Annotated in this window: 11 protein-coding genes and 1 pseudogene; 6 read left to right on the top strand and 6 right to left on the bottom strand. The window is 67.5% G+C overall.

Annotated elements, in window-relative coordinates:
* The first annotated feature begins 467 nt into the window (after positions 1–467).
* Positions 468–1,151, top strand: a complete 684-nt coding sequence (locus tag AC5Y7D_RS03985; RefSeq protein WP_499921876.1) for a DUF6629 family protein — start codon at positions 468–470, stop codon at positions 1,149–1,151.
* Positions 1,152–1,391: 240 nt separating this feature from the next.
* The gene (gene gap / locus AC5Y7D_RS03980; RefSeq protein WP_499921874.1) at positions 1,392–2,408 is read left to right on the top strand and encodes a type I glyceraldehyde-3-phosphate dehydrogenase; all 1,017 of its coding nucleotides are present in this window, start codon (positions 1,392–1,394) and stop codon (positions 2,406–2,408) included.
* Between the two features lie 96 nt (positions 2,409–2,504).
* On the opposite strand, the gene AC5Y7D_RS03975 is transcribed toward gap, so the two are convergent.
* Positions 2,505–3,599 (bottom strand): GAF domain-containing sensor histidine kinase, encoded by a 1,095-nt coding sequence (locus AC5Y7D_RS03975; protein ID WP_499921872.1) that lies wholly within the window; start codon positions 3,597–3,599, stop codon positions 2,505–2,507.
* Between the two features lie 1,012 nt (positions 3,600–4,611).
* Between AC5Y7D_RS03975 and AC5Y7D_RS03970 the strand changes: the two genes are divergently transcribed.
* Positions 4,612–4,791 (top strand): DUF6131 family protein, encoded by a 180-nt coding sequence (locus tag AC5Y7D_RS03970; RefSeq protein WP_499921869.1) that lies wholly within the window; start codon positions 4,612–4,614, stop codon positions 4,789–4,791.
* Positions 4,792–5,163: 372 nt separating this feature from the next.
* On the opposite strand, the gene AC5Y7D_RS03965 is transcribed toward AC5Y7D_RS03970, so the two are convergent.
* A complete protein-coding gene (locus AC5Y7D_RS03965; RefSeq protein ID WP_499921867.1) occupies positions 5,164–5,322 on the bottom strand; it encodes a DUF6307 family protein in 159 nt (52 codons plus the stop codon).
* Between the two features lie 424 nt (positions 5,323–5,746).
* Here AC5Y7D_RS03965 and AC5Y7D_RS03960 point away from each other — a divergent pair.
* Positions 5,747–7,969: pseudogene (locus tag AC5Y7D_RS03960) on the top strand (molybdopterin-dependent oxidoreductase); the annotation flags it as partial.
* 112 nt (positions 7,970–8,081) lie between these two features.
* Here AC5Y7D_RS03960 and AC5Y7D_RS03955 read toward each other — a convergent pair.
* Positions 8,082–8,246, bottom strand: coding sequence for a hypothetical protein (locus AC5Y7D_RS03955; protein ID WP_499921865.1), 165 nt, complete (start codon positions 8,244–8,246; stop codon positions 8,082–8,084).
* Positions 8,247–8,495: 249 nt separating this feature from the next.
* The gene (locus AC5Y7D_RS03950; RefSeq protein ID WP_499921863.1) at positions 8,496–8,699 is read right to left on the bottom strand and encodes a hypothetical protein; all 204 of its coding nucleotides are present in this window, start codon (positions 8,697–8,699) and stop codon (positions 8,496–8,498) included.
* 100 nt (positions 8,700–8,799) lie between these two features.
* Between AC5Y7D_RS03950 and AC5Y7D_RS03945 the strand changes: the two genes are divergently transcribed.
* Positions 8,800–10,191 (top strand): serine/threonine-protein kinase, encoded by a 1,392-nt coding sequence (locus tag AC5Y7D_RS03945; RefSeq protein WP_499921860.1) that lies wholly within the window; start codon positions 8,800–8,802, stop codon positions 10,189–10,191.
* A gap of 12 nt (positions 10,192–10,203) precedes the next feature.
* On the opposite strand, the gene AC5Y7D_RS03940 is transcribed toward AC5Y7D_RS03945, so the two are convergent.
* Entirely contained in the window at positions 10,204–10,464 is a 261-nt protein-coding gene (locus tag AC5Y7D_RS03940) for a hypothetical protein (protein WP_499922168.1), read from the bottom strand.
* A 530-nt stretch (positions 10,465–10,994) separates the two neighbouring features.
* Here AC5Y7D_RS03940 and AC5Y7D_RS03935 point away from each other — a divergent pair.
* A complete protein-coding gene (locus tag AC5Y7D_RS03935; RefSeq protein ID WP_499921858.1) occupies positions 10,995–15,203 on the top strand; it encodes a PE family protein in 4,209 nt (1,402 codons plus the stop codon).
* A 32-nt stretch (positions 15,204–15,235) separates the two neighbouring features.
* Here the strand turns inward: AC5Y7D_RS03935 and AC5Y7D_RS03930 are convergent, their stop codons facing one another.
* Positions 15,236–16,543 carry a DUF1254 domain-containing protein gene (locus AC5Y7D_RS03930; RefSeq protein WP_499921856.1) on the bottom strand — a complete coding sequence of 436 codons (1,308 nt, stop codon included), beginning with the start codon at positions 16,541–16,543 and terminating at the stop codon, positions 15,236–15,238.
* Positions 16,544–16,605 lie beyond the last annotated feature (62 nt).

Here is a 16,605-nt window from a genome sequence, read left to right as displayed (position 1 = left end):
ACAGCACAATCAGGCCGCCGGGTTGCGTGCAACGATGACCGGCACACGGGCCAGCAGCACCACTGCCGCGCTGACCCATTCTGCTCTCCTTCGCTTCACAGGATGAGCCGCATCGGTAAGGGCCAACAGAGCATTAGGGCCCCGATGGAGTGCGAATTCTGGACGTTGAGGTCTGGCTCGCCCGGTGGCTGGGGGTTGTCGGCCATTACCGCCATGTGATGACGTGCGGCAGCAGACCGGTGACTTACGGCCCTTCGGCCGCCGAAGTCGGCGGTGGAAGCTGGCAACGTGACCAACACGGGAGCGCGCCGCTCAGTGCGGCGTGGTGGACCCGTTGATCGACCGCAGTCATCGTCGGTGTCGGTCAATCCCGACGCGGTTGACGCGGCGCGAGGCCGTCGGTGCGGCCGGACGAAGGCTGTTGCTGGAAGCAGCGCGGCGGTCGTAGTCGGCTAGGCCCACCACACATGTGTTTCTCACTCACGGCGGACCTGGTTGTCGGTATGGGGCTGTTACCCGTCGGCGCGCTGTCGCTGCGTGAGATCAAACATCGGCGGGAGTTGCTCTTCGCGTTATTGCCGACGATATTCGCCGTGCACCAGCTCATCGAGGCCGTGATATGGGCGCAACGGGACGTCTCTGACGGGGTCGGCCAAGTGGCGGTATTCGCCTACCTGTTTATCGCGCTACCTTTGCTGCCAACGTACTTCCCGCTCTCGGTGTTGTTACTCGAACCGACGGGCGCCCGGCTACGGGTGGCGCCGTTTGTGATGCTGGGCATCGTAGTGTCGGCGTACCTTGCGGTGGTTTTATTCACCGATCCCATCGGGGCGACCCCGCACCCGCACTGTGTGGTCTACCACACCGGTGTTCAGCACGAACTCGTGTGGGCGGTGCTCTACGTAGTGGCCGTCATCGGGCCCGCGCTGATGTCGGGTTACCCCTCCATTGTGGCCTTCGGGTTGCTCAACCTGGTGGGACTCGTTCTGGTCGCTACGTTGTATTTCGAGGCGTTCGCGTCACTATGGTGCATCTACGCCGCGGTGATGTCGGTCCTTGTGCTCGTGCACATGGTTCTTCGTCGGAGTCTGCCCGACACACATCGCTGCCACGGCGTGGCACTGCTTCCACCAGCACCCACCCCTGGCTGACGATATCGACTGACCACTTGCATCGGACGTCGGTGTCGAGTAACCACAGAGCATTTCGGGGGTGGGCTCGGCCCACGGGGGAGATTGCCCACTGAAGTCCAGCGCCCAGCCCGCGAAGCCGATCCGGAACTTCCTGGGAATGCGGGGACTTTGTCCTCTGCTGTCAGGCGCCCGGCACGGGCACACTCAAGTTGGCTGGCACCGATGCTGTGCCCATACCAACGGAGCTAGGAGATCACAATGCCAATTCGAGTGGGCGTGAATGGTTTTGGGCGCGTCGGCCGAAACTTCTTTCGTGCGGTGGATGTACAACGCGCAGCGGGCACCACCGACATCGAGATCGTCGCGGTGAACGACCTCACCGACAACAAGACGCTGGCACATCTGTTGAAGTACGACAGTGTCCTGGGACGCTTACCGCACGATGTGTCGGTGGACGGCGACGACCTCGTAGTGGGTGCACAGCGGATCAAGGCATGGTCGATCGCTGACGGTCCCACGGCGCTGCCGTGGGGGGATCTCGGCGTGGACGTCGTCATCGAGTCGACCGGCCGGTTCACCGCCGCGGAGCAGGCCCGCGGTCACCTCCACGCCGGAGCCAAGAAGGTGGTGGTGTCCGCGACGTCGAAGGGCGCGGACCTGACCGTGGTCATGGGCGTCAACCACCGCGACTACGACGGCACCCAGAGCGTCGTGTCCAACGCATCGTGCACGACGAACTGCCTCGCGCCGATGGCCAAGGTGCTCGACGAGGAGTTCGGGATCGAGCGCGGCCTGATGACCACCATCCACGCCTACACCCCGGACCAGAATCTGCAGGACGCTCCGCACCGCGACCTGCGCCGGGCACGGGCCGCGGCCATCAATGTGGTGCCCACCTCAACCGGGGCCGCCCGCGCGATCAGCGTAGTGTTGCCGCAGCTCAAGGGCCGACTCGACGGGTACGCACTGCGGGTACCGGTGCCGACCGGATCGGCCACCGACCTCACCGTCACCGTTCGTGAGCCGGCCACCGCCGAGGCGGTCAACGCGGCCTTCGCGGCCGCCGCAGACGGTGAGCTGAAGGGTTTCCTCACCTACACCGAGGAACCCATCGTCTCCTCCGACATCGTGACCGACCCGTCGTCGTGCATCTTCGACGCAGGGCTCACCAAAGTCACCGGCAATCTGGTGAAGATCGTCGGCTGGTACGACAACGAGTGGGGATACTCCCACCGCCTCGCCGACCTGACTGGTTTGGTGGCGTCCACTCTCTGAGCCGCTCGCATGCGACCGGGGGCGTGTCGGCTGCGGGATCCGCGAAACGCGCTTGGGCTGCATCATTCTGACTGCCACCGCGCAGAACGTGAGTGATCAGCAGACCAACGGTGCTCTCCAGCGCAGCACCGTCCCTCCGCCGGGATCGTCGGCGATGGTGAACACGCCGCCAGCCTGCTGCGCGTGGTGTTTCAAACTGGTCAAGCCACTGGCGGTCATGTCAGCTGGGTCGCCAAGACCGTTGTCCGCAACCTCGATGTACACGTCGTCCTCGACCTTGACGGTCACTGCCAGTGTGGTCGCACCCACATGCCGGACGGCGTTGCTGATCGCTTTGCGCACAACGGCTTCAACATGAACGGCGAGTGCATCATCGACAACCGACAAGGGGCCCACGAACTGAACCGTGGTACCGAGTTCGGATCCGCAGAACTCCGCCACCGCGTCATCAAGCCGTCGTCGCAGCGTGACACCCGAATGCGCCACGTGCAGGTCGAAAACTGCAATATTGATCTCCTGGATGGCTTCTTGGAGATCATCAATGGTGTCCGACAGTCTCCGCTGCAGGTCTGATGAACGTGCCCGCGAAATGATCCCCTGCAGGGCCAGTCCGACCGCGAAGATCCGTTGGATCACGTGGTCGTTCAGGCTGCGAGCGATCCTGTCGCGCTCGGCGAGAATGTCGAGTTCACTCAGGCGGTGCTGTGCGGACCCCAGCACGCAGGCGCGCGCTGCCTGGTCGGTGAATGCGGCCATCATCTCGAGCTGCTCGGGGCTGAACTTGGCTGCGCCAGCTTGCCGCAGCACGACCAACACGCCAGGTACGGCACCGACGGTGCGCAGCGGTAGCACCAGCGCCGGGCCGGCACGTTCGACGTCGTCTATGGCGACGTCGAAGTTGTCGAGTCGTTGGGGCGTCTGCTCCACGAAGGCCCGCCCGATCGACTTTCCCGCGACCGCAATGGCCTGACTCGGTGTGACAGTCATTGCAGCACCTGCTGTTTCCACGATAACCAGGTCTGCCGTCATGACTGTGGATTCACCGTCGGTGGTCGCGATGGCGACCAGTGCGAGTTCCGCCCCGGTAAGCTTCAGCGCTTGCCGGGCGATGGGCCGATACACGCTGGGAGGTAGCGGAGAGTAGTTCAGTGCCGTCGCCTCGCGGCGCGTCATGGCCTCAACAACAGACATGAAAGTTCCTTCCAATCGAAATGCAGACAGCTACGCTCGGCGCGTTCGCCATGACCCTGAAGGGGTGTCCCGCTTGCGCGCCGACCGTGTCGGCACGCGTGGCCGGCGCGGCTGTCATCACTGCGAGATTTCTCGGCCCTGCCGCAACGGGTTCGGGCCGGGGTCTATCGGGCAAACGCGGAAGAACGAAAGTGCGTGAAGTTGTCATGGTGACCTGACGCGAATGCGATCACCGGCGTGCGAGGGTTGGGAGCCAATGCTCTGTGAGCTAAGCGGCGTACAGCTGAACTCGTCCCTGACTAGCTGAATTCTCAGCATCCATGACGCTACACCTTGAGGACAGCAGCCGACCGTCGGTCATGAATCGGGCCGTCGGCATCCTGATTGACCGCGGCCACACACAGGCCCAAGCCCGTCGATAACTCCGCGCTGACGCCGCGGCGGCCGATCGCCAGACCTTCGCCCAGAACGTCGTGGACACGCTCGTGGTGGCAAGCGCCGGTCGGTCCGCGAGGTCAGCTGAGCTGCCAGCCAATCATCGAGTGCGCCTAACATATTGGTATGCCGCGGCATGCCAGGCGCTGCGCTTGCTGGTGAATGTGCAGAGCCGGACAGGCGATTCTCGACTGAGCCGATGCCGACAATCCCCGTGGGACGCCGGGCAGGATCAGATTCAAGATGGGATCTCCCATTGGGTGTAACGTGGAAGTTGCTGGGCCCATCAGCCAGTCGGAGCAAGTTTGGCCGTACGCCGTCGAACTTCATGAGCATTCGCTCGCGCCGTACATTCCGATTCCGACCAGCTGCGACCCGTCGCGGTGTCCGCAAGTCGTCCTCGACCTACCCCGTGTCCGTGTCGTTTACTCGGTCGGCGACCGAACAAGAAGCAACCGTGCGGAGATAACGGGAAGTACTGTCGCGCAGCACAAGACGCGCCCACGCCGGCAGATGACCCTCATAGGGCACTCACCCCGTCCATCCCGAACATCTACTCAGAAACCAGGCAAACGCCATGATTATCCTCGGAATCGTTCTCATCGTCCTAGGCCTCCTCCTTCCCAGCCTCGCGCCTACCTTCGCCTTTGCCCATCTGGTGTTGGTAATAGGGGTCATCCTCCTCGTCGTCGGGCTGATACTGACGTTGATGGGACGGATGGGACGCGCCGTCGGCGGTCGCCGGCATTATTACTGAGCGATCGGATAACGCAACTGTTAGCCCAGATCGGGCGGCTCGGGTCGGCGGCAACGCGGCCCGTGCCTCAGGTCTGACGACCCACCGGATGTGCTGACCGAGCGCAAATCGCAGTCACTCACGCGCGGAGGGCGCGCGGGGGGCTGTGGAACTGTGGAACCCATACACGCGGAAAGAGCCTGCAGCCCTGGCGTTTTGCCGTGAGCGCGACCGGATCGCTTGCTACGCGACGCCGGCGACGACGCTCCGAAGACATCGATATCCGCCATCCGCCGACGGCGTCACCCCGACGAACGGCGCCTGAGACACCGACAGACGTCTCAGCGGTCGACCGGTCGCGCTAGGACCAGCGACGCAGTCGGTCAGCGAAAATCAGCGCACCGTCTCGGGGATCGAGTTCAGCGCATGAAGTACGTGTACCGCAAGCTCGCGGGCTGTGGGCCCGTCAAGGGAGGAATTCGCTTTCAATGTCTTTTCGACGAGGTCTACGCGAATTTCGTAGGGCGAGCGAAGTGTTGATTTGGTTGGCATGGTTCTTCCTATTCCGCCGAGTGCAGTCACTCACAGAAATCGCTCGACACACGCCATCTTACTGCTTTGGAAAGTTCGACGCATCCCCCGGCATAGCCGCAGCGCGGATCGACCCGTGCGTGCGCGTGTTCAGCAACAAGTCAATCCGGTTCATTCTCGGTTAATTTCGCGTTCTGTCGCTGGCCGGCGGTTGGTCCGACGCCCGCGAGTGCCTCAACAGGTGACAGCCGAATGGGCGTTGGCCCGAAATTCTGCAGGACGTGTGTTTCAACGAATTCATCGGCCCGCTGGGGTCTCAGTCCCTTTGGTAGCGGTGACATTTGACCGCATCGCGTTGGTGCCGACCGCGACATCAGTACCGCGCTCGGGCGGCCAACATCCTGCGATGCTTCCGCTACCGACCGTAGCGTAATAAGGTAGACAGGTGATAAGCCCCGAAGACGGCCGGTATCTACATACCTGTCCCCTGTGTGAAGCTATGTGCGGCTTGGCGATTCGCGTCCAAGACGGCAAAGTGGCCGGCATTCGCGGCAACCGCGACGATGTCTGGAGCCGCGGGCACATCTGCCCGAAGGGTGCCGCGCTGGGAGCTCTGCACGACGATCCGGACCGGATTCGCAGACCGCTGATCAAGGTCGACGGGCAGTGGCAGGAGGTCGGCTGGGACGCCGCCTTCCGGCGTTGCACGGAGTTGCTGACGCCCGTGATCCGCAAGTACGGCATCGGCGCCGTCACGGCGTACACCGGCAACCCGCTGGCCCATTCGTTCTCCCTGGCCCGTTATGCGGGCGTGCTGCTGGGCATGTCGGGTATGCCGGTCACTTATTCGCCAGGCACGGTCGACCAGTGGCCGAAGAACCTCTCGTCGCACCTCATGTACGGCGGCTGGTGGAACTTTCCGGTACCCGATATCGAACGCACCGACCTGCTCGTCATCATGGGCGCAAACCCCGCGGCATCGCAGGGCTCACTGCTTGCGGCGCCGAACGTGATGGGCATGATCGACGCGATTCGTCGGCGCGGCAAGGTGATTGTGATCGACCCGGTGCGGACCCGCACCGCCGACCATGCCGACGAGTGGCTGCCGATCGTGCCGGGCACCGATGCGGCGCTGCTACTGGCCGTCACGCACACCCTCTTCGCCGAAGGCCTGGTGGCACCCGGACCGCACGTCGAAGGCGTGGACACGATGCGCCGCGTCGCGGCGGAATGGCCGCCGAGCCGGGTGAGCGCTGTCACGGGCATCGACGAAGAACGCATTCGCCGCCTGGCCCGTGAACTGGCCGGCACCGAAAGGTCGGTCGTCTACGGTCGGATTGGTTTGTGCAACCAGGAATTCGGCAGCCTCGCCAGCTGGCTGGTCGACATCGTCAACATTTTGGTCGGGCATTTCGACACTCCGGGCGGTGCCATGTTCCCGCGTCCGGCGGCCTGGTCAATCACCACCCGGCCGTTGCCCGGCCTGGAGGACGGCGCAGCGGAGTTCGGCCGTTGGCACACCCGGGTACGGGGAGCCAGAGAAGTGCTCGGCCAGGTTCCGGTGTCCTGCATGGTCGAAGAGATCGCGACGCCGGGGGAGGGCCAGCTCAAAGCGCTGATCACCATCGCCGGCAATCCGGTGCTCTCCTCACCGGGCGGTGACAAGCTCGACACGGCCATGCCGATGCTGGAAGCGATGATCTCCGTTGACAATTGGCTGAACGAGACCACCCGTCACGCCGATGTGATCCTGCCCGGCCTGTCACCCCTGGAGCAGCCCCACCACGACGATTTGGTGCTGCAGTTCGCGATTCGCAGCTTCGCCAACTATTCGGCGCCGGTGTTCGACCCGGGTGACCGGCCGCATGAGTGGGAGATCCTGATCCGGCTCACCGGACTGTGCTCCGGCACGCCGGCCGAGGACGTAGACGTCGGTGCGATCGACGACGGATTCTTCGATTATCTGGCGTTCACCCAGGGACTCGACGGGGCCACCGTCCGCAAGCTTTACGATCACGGCGGTCCGGAGCGCATCCTGGACCTGACCCTGCGCACCGGCCCCTTTGGGGATCGGTACGGCGAGAAACCCGGCGGCCTCACCCTGGACCTACTCAAGGCCAAGCCGAACGGGATCGACTTCGGCCCGATGGTGCCCCAACTTCCCGACATTCTCGGCACCGCGGACAAGAAGATTCGCCTCGCGCCTCGGTACCTGCTGGACGACCTCCCGCGGCTGGCCACCCGGCTGGAACGCCCGGCCGACCCGCTGGTGCTGGTGAACCGCCGGCACCTCCGGTCGAACAACTCGTGGTTGCACAACGTGCCCGCGTTGATGAAGGGCAGGGAGCGCTGCACACTGCTGATGCATCCGCAGGACGCGGCCCGGTGCCGCGTCGCCGACGAGGACATCGTCACGGTGCAATCTGAATCCGGCGAAATCAAGGTGCCGGTCGAAATCACCGACGGGATCAAGCCTGGTGTGGTCTCCATGCCGCACGGCTGGGGTCACGACAAACCGGGAACCCGGTTGTCGGTGGCCAACGGTTCGCCCGGCGCAAACACTAATGTGCTGTCCCCGCCGACATTCGTTGACGAGCCGTCGGGCAATGGCGTGCTCAACGGAATTCCGGTCAAACTGACCGGCAACCATGCGCCACCCGCCCCTGCGAATGTTCGCGCCAGTCTTGTTGGTGCACATGACGATTGTGCTTGCCGCGTTGACGAGGTCGCGGTCGAAGTCCACGCAACCGCAGATTCGTCAAGCGCGCCTTGATAAGCCGTTAAGCCCCTTTGTTGAGCACCTGATCGGCCGCGGCGCGCAGCTGATCGGATAGCCGGAGTAGATCGTGCTCGCCCACTCCATTGGGCAAGGTGTAGGCGACTTGCCGCAACTCGACGGCATAGTCGCGCATCTGCTGGCGGAGTTGCGTCTCAGCTGTCGGCATGACGCCTCCTATCGGCGGGACTGGCCTGGGCGCCCCTCTGATCGACCGGCCTCCTCGAATCTATGCTGTTTCCCGGCGTGTGGCGATGCGGGTGGCGGTTTTTACGAGAGATTGACGAACCATTTACAGTCCGTACCCCTGCGCCGAACCTCGAGGACACCGCCGGCGCAGCGGGTTGGGACTCATCCGGTCAGGGAGAAAACATCCGAAGATTAGCTGGCGGCCCGCACCGGGTGGTGCCGCCGCAACCTAGCCGCGTTCCCCCAACTCAGCATCGAGCACAACAGTTTCCTGCTGCTCCTGCCAGTCCGGGACGCTCGCTTCGAGCGGTATCTCGTCGGCCGGCTGCGGCAGGTATTCGTCGTCGTCCGGCGAATCGGCTGTCGACTGCAGCTGTTCGGCGGCATCGGCGATGGGCACGTCGTCGGGGAATGCGTTGCCGGGTTCGGGCATGCTTGGCAAGTTACCCGATGCAAGCCGGTGGAGAACCGCGTTTGTGCGAGCGCAGACCGTCCTCGGTTTCCGTGGCTGCCGTGCGGGCTACTATGCCGCCATGGCACTCGACGAAGGATCGACGTTTGCCGGATACACCATCATCAAGCGGCTGGGGTCCGGTGGGATGGGTGAGGTCTATTTGGCCAAGCACCCGCGACTGCCTCGCCAGGACGCGCTCAAGGTTCTCAAGGCGGATGTTTCGGCCGACGGCGAATACCGGGAGCGGTTTCACCGCGAGGCCGACACTGCGGCCGCCCTCTGGCACCCGCACATTGTCGCGGTGCACGACCGGGGCGAGTCCGAAGGTCAGCTGTGGATCGACATGGACTACGTCGACGGCATCGACGCCGGAGAGTTGTTGGAGGAGCGGTATCCCAACGGTATGCCCGGCCCGGAAGTCGTCGAGATCATCACTGCGGTCGCCGAGGCGCTCGACTATGCCCATCTGAACAAGCTGCTTCATCGCGATGTCAAGCCCGCGAACATTCTGATCGCCCAGCCGGATTCTCCGGATCGGCGAATTCTTTTGGCGGACTTCGGGATCGCCGGTCTGGTCGGCGAATCGACCGGATTGACCGCGACGAACATGACGGTGGGCACGGTGGCCTATGCGGCGCCCGAACAGCTGATGGGCGGTGACCTCGATGGCAGGGCGGACCAATACGCGCTTGCCGCCTCGGCCTACCAATTGCTCACCGGCGCGCCTCCGTTTCAGCACACTAACCCCGCGGTGGTGATCAGCCAGCACCTCAGCGCCTCACCCCCGGCCATCAGCGAACGCAGCCCGGAACTGTCGAATCTGGACCCGGTCTTCGCCAAGGCGCTGGCCAAGGACCCGAAGGATCGCTACCTGCGGTGCATCGATTTTGCGCGTGCGCTGAGCCACAACCTGGGGGGTGCCGGGGACCCTGATGACACCAGCCTCTCCCTGGCCGCTGCGGGGCAGCAGGAGCCCAAACGCTCGCTGCTGCGGCCGGCCATCATGGTTCCCGCGTTGCTGGCCGTCCTGCTGGTGATCGCGGTGCTGTTCGCACTGCAGGAATACCTGCGTGCGGACAAGGAAGAGCGGGCGTCATCCGGTACCCAGACCTCGCCGCAGACCGCGTCGATGTCGGCGCCGAGCACTGGGGCAGTGGGCACCTCCACCCTTACGTCCGCCCCGGAGATCCCGGTCGTCGCCATCGGAGCCAACTGTTTCCCGCTGGGCAGCCTGGGCACCACCAAGACCGGCGCGACCGCCTACTGCTCGACGATTGCGGGCACCAACACCACCATCTGGTCGCTGACCGAGGGCACCGTCTCCAGCCCGACGGTCCGCAGCGCTCCGGAACCCAACGAAACGCCGCCACCCACCGAACAGGAGACACCGGTCCGGGTCTGCATGGAGCAGACCGGCCAGACCAGGCTGCAGTGCCTGCAGGAGATCCGAAGAGGAAACGGCAGGCCCTGAACGGCTAACGGGTCACACGCACCCGCTGACCGTGACGCGCCGGCCGACGTTCGCGCACACGTTGACGTTAGGGGCCGGCGGCGGGGGAGGCGGATAGTCTTCCGGCAGCGGCGCATAGTCCGTCGGCGGCGGCGCGTAAGGGGCCACCGCGTCGGCGATGTTTGTGCAACCGCTCACCGATACGCGTCGTCCGGCGCTGACACACACGTCGGCCAGCGCGGTCCCTGATGGCGTCGTTAGAACGAGTACGTCAGGCGCGATGTTGACTGCCAGCGCCACGATGGCGAAGGTGAAGCCGGTCCTCTTCCAGTAAGCCCGCTGCGCCACGGCGTCTCTCCTTCCGGTGAAAAATTCATCATATTCGCGCGCTGGATGCTGAACCTCGCGGGCGTGCAGGCCGCCAGTGTCGCAGCGGAGGGCGCTCGCAGTTGTTGGTGAATGTCACTCAGAGACCAGAGCCTGGCCGGGAGGCTCACCGCGGCTCCAGGAACGGCGGCGTCAGCGACCCGTCATCGTGTGCTCAGGGTAAGGTCTGTACCTACGGGAAAGCTTATCCTGGAACGTGATTCGCATTTCGCTGGCTCGATGGCAGGAATTCCGTGCACTCCCGCCCGATCATCTGGCGGTCCGCATGGCGGAGACGTGTCATGAGGGCGAACGCTCCGGCCAGGCAAGTCGAAAAATTTCTCTGGAAAGCTTCCCATGAGACGGCTTCGGGGATAATCTCACGGAGTGTTGAGACTTGGTCTCTAAATTTCTGCCCCTTTCTGCGAAGCGCATGACCGGATGCGAGGAGTCCGTCGATGTCACTTGTCGTTGTTCCCGACCTGCTGGCTGCGGCCGCTGACGATCTTGCGGTCATCGAACGGGCGTTGAGCGCAGGCAATGCGGCGGCGGCTGTGCCGACGGCACGGGTGGCCGCTGCGGCTGCCGACGAGGTGTCGGAGGCGATCGCGGCGTTGTTGGGGGCGTATGCCCAGGAATACCAGGTGATCAGTGCACAAGCCTTGACGTTTCACCATCGGCTTGTCTTGTCCCTGGGCGCGAGCGCGGGAAGTTTCGCATTCGCTGAAGCGGCCAACGCGTCGGCCGTGCAATCGGTCGGGCAGGCTTTGCTAGCGGTGATCAACGCGCCCACCGAGGCGCTGGTAGGGCGTGCCTTGATCGGTAACGGCGCTGATGGGGCCAGTGGGCCGATCGGACAACCCGGCCAGCCGGGCGGAATCCTGTACGGCAATGGCGGCAGCGGAGGCAGTAGCACCAATGTCGGCGCGTCCGGGGGTGCCGGCGGCGCGGCCGGGCTGATCGGCACCGGCGGTGTGGGTGGCGGCGGCGGGGTCGGTGGGACCGGTGGAGCCGGCGGTAGTGGCGGCTGGCTCTTCGGATCGGGCGGGACGGGCGGCACAGGTGGCTTGGGAGGGGATGGCGGGACCGGTGGCGCGGCGCCGTTCATCGGGAACGGTGGACGCGGTGGAATGGGCGGCGGCGACCTTGGCGGTTACGGCGGAAACGGTGGCAGCGGCGGCCGGGGCGGGAGCTTCTTGGGATCAGGTGGAGCCGGTGGCGTTGGCGGGGTCGGCGCCGTGGCGGCCGGCGCTGGTGGTGACGGCGGCATGGCGCCGTTGTTCGGGGCGGGTGGTGCCGGTGGTACCGGAGGCAACGGCGCGGCAGGCGTGGCAGGCGCGGACGGCGGGGGCGGCGGAGCCGGCGGAAACGGCGGGAGCGGCGCGCTCTTTGGCTTCGGTGGTCGTGGCGGGGACGGCGGGCTGGGCGGCGCCGGAAGCGCCGGGGATGCGGGCTTGGCCGGACAGCAAGGCGGGACCGGGAGCGCTGGCGGTACCGGCGGCGCGGGCGGAGTCGGAGGAAGTGCGCTGCTGGGCTGGGCTGGTGAAGGTGGCCACGGGGGGCAGGGGGGTGCCGGGGGCACCGGTGGTTCGGGTGGTGCCGGTCTGGGACTGGGCGGGCAGGGTGGGATCGGCGGGACCGGCGGGGCGGCCGGAGCAGGCGGCGCGCCTGGCCTGTTGGGTGCGATGACTGCGGGAAGCGCGGGCAGCGGCGGCACCGGGGGCGGCGGCGGTGTCGGCGGTGTCGGCGGCGCAGGTCAGGCCGGCGAATCCAGTGGTGTGCCAACCAACGGAAGCCAGGGCGGTGACGGTGGAGCCGGCGGACGGGGCGGCAGCGGCGGCGCGGGCATCGGTGGTGTAGGTGGTGGCCAGGGCGGCGCGGGCGGTGACGGGGGTCAAGGCGGCGACGGCGGTGCCGGCGGTCGCAACACCGGGATTGGCGACAGTGCGACCGGTGCGGACGGTGGCCGAGGTGGATCCGGCGGCCAGGCCGGCGCGGGCGGTGACGGGGCCGATGGTGGTGGAGCCGGCGCCAATGGCACGGGCGGACGTGGCGGCGCCGGTGGTGATGGCGGCGGCGGCGGCATCGGAAAGGCTGGTACGAGCGGCATTTTCGGGCCCGGCAATGGCCACCAGGGCGGCTCCGGCGGCGCCGGCGGGCAAGGGGGCGACGGGGGCGCGGGCATTGACGGGACTGGCGGCGGTGCCGGGGGCGATGGTGGCCGCGGGGGCCAAGGTGGCATGGGTGGCGACGGAGGCACGGCCATCGGACCGGGCGGCGTTACCGGCGGTGCCGGGGGGCAGGGCGGCGGCGGTGGTTCCGCCGGTTCAGGCGGCTCGGGCACCGATGGCGGGTCGAGCGGGGCAAACGGCGTGGGTGGCACGGGCGGTACCGGAGGCACGGGCGGTAACGGTGGCACCGGTTTGGGCGGCGTGTCCGGGGACTCACCCGAGGCAGGTAAGCAGGGCGGCTCCGGCGGTGCCGGCGGCCGGGGTGGTGACGGTGGTGCCGGTATCGACGGTGTCGGTGGTGGCCAGGGTGGCCGGGGCGGTGTCGGTGGACAGGGCGGCAAGGGCGGCACCGGTGGCACCAACACTGGAGTCGGTGTCGATGCGGCAGGCGCCGACGGTGGCAAGGGCGGCAGCGGTGGGGCGGCCGGTGTCGGGGGCTTAGGGACTGATGGAGGTGCGCGCGGCTCGAACGGCACCGGCGGCAAGGGTGGGGTCGGGGGTACCGGGGGTGTGGGCGGCGCCGGCGTGGACCGTGCATCCAGCGAGACTCCCGAGGTCGGAGGTGCGGGCGCCAGTGGCGGCGCCGGCGGCCGGGGTGGTGACGGTGGTGCCGGTATCGACGGTGTCGGCGGCGGCGCGGGTGGACTGGGCGGTGTCGGCGGGCAGGGCGGCAACGGCGGCACCGGTGGCGCCAACACTGGCAGCAGCGGCGGTAGCGGCGGTGCCGGCGGTCAGGGTGGTGCCGGCGGGGCGGCGGGATTGGCCGGCTCCGGGACGGACGGCGGTGCCGGCGGGGCCCACGGCACTGGAGGACGGGGCGGGGTCGGGGGTAGCGGTGGCCTAGGGGGTGCCGGTAAGGACGGCGCGTCCGGCGAGAGTCCGGAAGCGGGCTGGCTGGGCGGTAGCGGCGGTGCCGGCGGCCGGGGTGGTGACGGTGGTGCCGGTATCGACGGTGTCGGCGGCGGCGCGGGTGGACTGGGCGGTGTCGGCGGGCAGGGCGGCAAGGGCGGCACCGGTGGCGCCAACACTGGCAGCACTGGCGGTAGCGGCGGTGACGGCGGTCAGGGTGGTGCCGGCGGGGCGGCGGGATCGGGCGGCTCCGGGACGGACGGCGGTGCCGCCGGGGCCCACGGCTCAGGCGGCCGCGGTGGGGTCGGAGGCACCGGCGGCGCAGGCGGTGCCGGTGCCGATGGCGCATCGGGCGAGACGCCTACCGGCGGTGACCAAGGGGGTATCGGTGGAGCGGGCGGGCGTGGCGGTGACGGCGGCGCCGGTGTGCAGGGCGTCGGCGGTGGCCAAGGCGGCCAGGGTGGTGTCGGCGGGCAGGGCGGTGCCGGCGGCAGCGGCGGCACCAACATCGGTACGGGGATGGATGCGGCGGGTGCCGACGGTGGCAAGGGCGGCACCGGTGGAGCGGCCGGAGCGGCCGGCGCTGGCACCGACGGTGGCGACGCTGGTTCGATCGGCGCCGGGGGCAAGGGTGGGTTCGGAGGCGCCGGGGGTGTGGGCGGCGCCGGCGTGGACGGCACGTCCAGCGGCGCTCCCACCAATGGCGGCCGGGGCGGGGCCGGCGGCGTCGGCGGCCAAGGTGGTGATGGCGGCGCCGGCATCAACGGGGTCGGTGGCGGCGAAGGCGGCCAAGGCGGCTCCGGCGGCCAAGGCGGTGCGGGTGGCCGCGGCGGCGATAACACCGACTCCGGGCCCGATGCACGGGGCGCCAAGGGTGGCCAGGCTGGGGATGGTGGCCGGGGCGGTCGAGGCGGGGTCGGCGGGATCGGGGGCGGTGACGGCGGTGACGGAGGCAAGGGCGGTGCCGGCGGTACCGGTGGTGAAGGCGGACGGAGCAACAGCGCGGAGGGCGGGCAAGGCGGTCGTGGTGGGAGCGCCGGCGCGGGCGGCGACGGCGGTGCGGGCAATGGAAACAACGGCACGGGCGGCACCGGCGGCACCGGCGGCACTGGCGGCACTGGCGGCACCGGCGGACGTGGCATTGGAACTGCTCCAGCTGACGGCGGCGACGGCGGGCCGGGTGGAACGGCTGGTGCCGGCGGCGCCGGAGGACCGGGCGGCGGGGACTTCGGTGACGGTGGGGCAGGCGGCGCCGGCGGAACCGGGGGGAGTGGGGGCAACGGCGGTGCGGGGGCGCCGCGGGTGCGGCCGAAACCGACCGGCGGGGCCGGTGGCGACGGCGGCGATGGCGCCAGTGGTGGTACGGGGGGCGTTGGCGGCAATTCGGTGCTGGGCAGCGGCGGAATCGGTGGAACCGGTGGCACTGGTGGTGATGGTGGCGATGGCGGGAGCGGCGGGGGTGGCGGCGGCGTTGCCGGCACCGGCGGCGAGGACGGCAGCGTCGGCGATGCTCCGATCGATGCCACCGGGGGCGCCGGCGGGACCGGCGGAACCGCCGGCACCGGCGGCAACGGTGGCCCCCCCTGATTGCGGTTCCGGCCTCAGTCCAGCGGTGCTCGTCAAACCCGCCTAACCGGCGGCGCAGACCAGGCACCGTTGATGATCTCGGGCCGGGGCGCATAAAGGCGCATGGTCACGCCGACCGGCCCACGGGGAGCGGGTAGCCAGTTGTTCGCGCGCTGGGGGCCGGGGGTGTCGTGCTGGATGTAGATGTCGAGTGAACCGTCATCGTTGTAGCGCAGCGGATCGCGGTCGCCGATCGCGAACCGGTTCAGTTCATTGGCCACCGGAAACCCCTCGGCGTCGTACATGGTGATCGACCAGAACGCATCCACGGGCGGCAATCTGTCCGCATCGAAGTGAACGACGTAGTCGTGGTCACCGGTGACCGGGGCCCCGTCGGCGTCGGAGGCAAGTAACGGATAGACCGCGTCTTCGGGCGGATTCGCCCCCAGACCGATCAGTGCCACCACCGCGCGACGGAAGTAGTTGTTGCCGTAGACACCCATGCCCTCGACGAGGTTGACCCAGCCATTGACACTGGCTGCCAGCCTGGGCCCGGCGGCCAGCATGTCGGCCAGGGCATCCTGGCAACCCTGCTCCAGCTGCGTCAGCTGTTCCGGGGTGAACCGCTGGGCGTCGAATGGTTTGCCTCGCTCAATGCCGAGCAGCGCGAGGCGGGCGAGGATGGAGAAGTCGGTCGCATGGGGCGGATGCACTCGCAACAGTTCAGCCGCATACGAGAAATACTCGGTGGCCGTCATGCCGTTGACGACCTTGAGCGGTTCGGTGGTCACGTCGTAGCCCGGATCGGGCTCGACCTCCGCCTGGGGGCCGAGTTCGGTGATGCGGAAGCCATCCTGCACCTGATGAACCGCGGTGTAGTCCTCCGGGCCATTGGTCTGAGTCCGCCCGATCAACCAGACATGGGGCGTTGGCGCGCTGACGATCGCCGCCGCCGCGGGCGCGTCGCCGGTGTAGCCCGGGCCGGTGATCACCAGGTCCAGCGGGCCGGTGCCGGTCGTCCGCTTGCCGGGATTGGCGAACACGTCGGTCCACATGTCGAGCATCGGCAGCATATAGAACCGGTCGTCGGTGTCATCGGCCTGCAGTCGGACCGGGCCGTTGCTGACATCGAGCCACGCGATCGAGTAGAGCGTGTCGAAATTCGGCCGCACCACCGACCGGAACTCCGCCGGCGGGAACTCCCGCAAGTGGGAGAACTGGTTCGGCGGGCCGAAGCCGGGTCGGGTCCCGGGGGCCGAATGCAAGGCCTGCAGTCGGGTGACGTCCATGGTGACCAGCGGATAGAAGTAGACAAACGCTTCGTAGCTCGACGTGCGCAGATCGTCGGATAAGGTGGTCAAGTTCTCTCCTCGGGGCGGAATGCCAGCGGCCTGCAGGATAGAACTCAACGAATCGAAATGTC

The sequence above is a fragment of the Mycobacterium sp. NGS49 genome (genome assembly GCF_059812565.1).
This window is presented reverse-complemented; position numbering and strand designations above follow the sequence as displayed.

Bases quoted from the DNA above. Each gene is read 5' to 3' on its own strand.
- AC5Y7D_RS03965 (WP_499921867.1), bottom strand. From the start codon at position 5,322: ATGCCAACCAAATCAACACTTCGCTCGCCCTACGAAATTCGCGTAGAC.
- AC5Y7D_RS03970 (WP_499921869.1), top strand. From the start codon at position 4,612: ATGATTATCCTCGGAATCGTTCTCATCGTCCTAGGCCTCCTCCTTCCC.
- AC5Y7D_RS03975 (WP_499921872.1), bottom strand. From the start codon at position 3,599: ATGTCTGTTGTTGAGGCCATGACGCGCCGCGAGGCGACGGCACTGAAC.
- AC5Y7D_RS03950 (WP_499921863.1), bottom strand. From the start codon at position 8,699: ATGCCCGAACCCGGCAACGCATTCCCCGACGACGTGCCCATCGCCGAT.
- AC5Y7D_RS03935 (WP_499921858.1), top strand. From the start codon at position 10,995: ATGTCACTTGTCGTTGTTCCCGACCTGCTGGCTGCGGCCGCTGACGAT.
- gap (WP_499921874.1), top strand. From the start codon at position 1,392: ATGCCAATTCGAGTGGGCGTGAATGGTTTTGGGCGCGTCGGCCGAAAC.
- AC5Y7D_RS03985 (WP_499921876.1), top strand. From the start codon at position 468: ATGTGTTTCTCACTCACGGCGGACCTGGTTGTCGGTATGGGGCTGTTA.
- AC5Y7D_RS03955 (WP_499921865.1), bottom strand. From the start codon at position 8,246: ATGCCGACAGCTGAGACGCAACTCCGCCAGCAGATGCGCGACTATGCC.
- AC5Y7D_RS03945 (WP_499921860.1), top strand. From the start codon at position 8,800: ATGGCACTCGACGAAGGATCGACGTTTGCCGGATACACCATCATCAAG.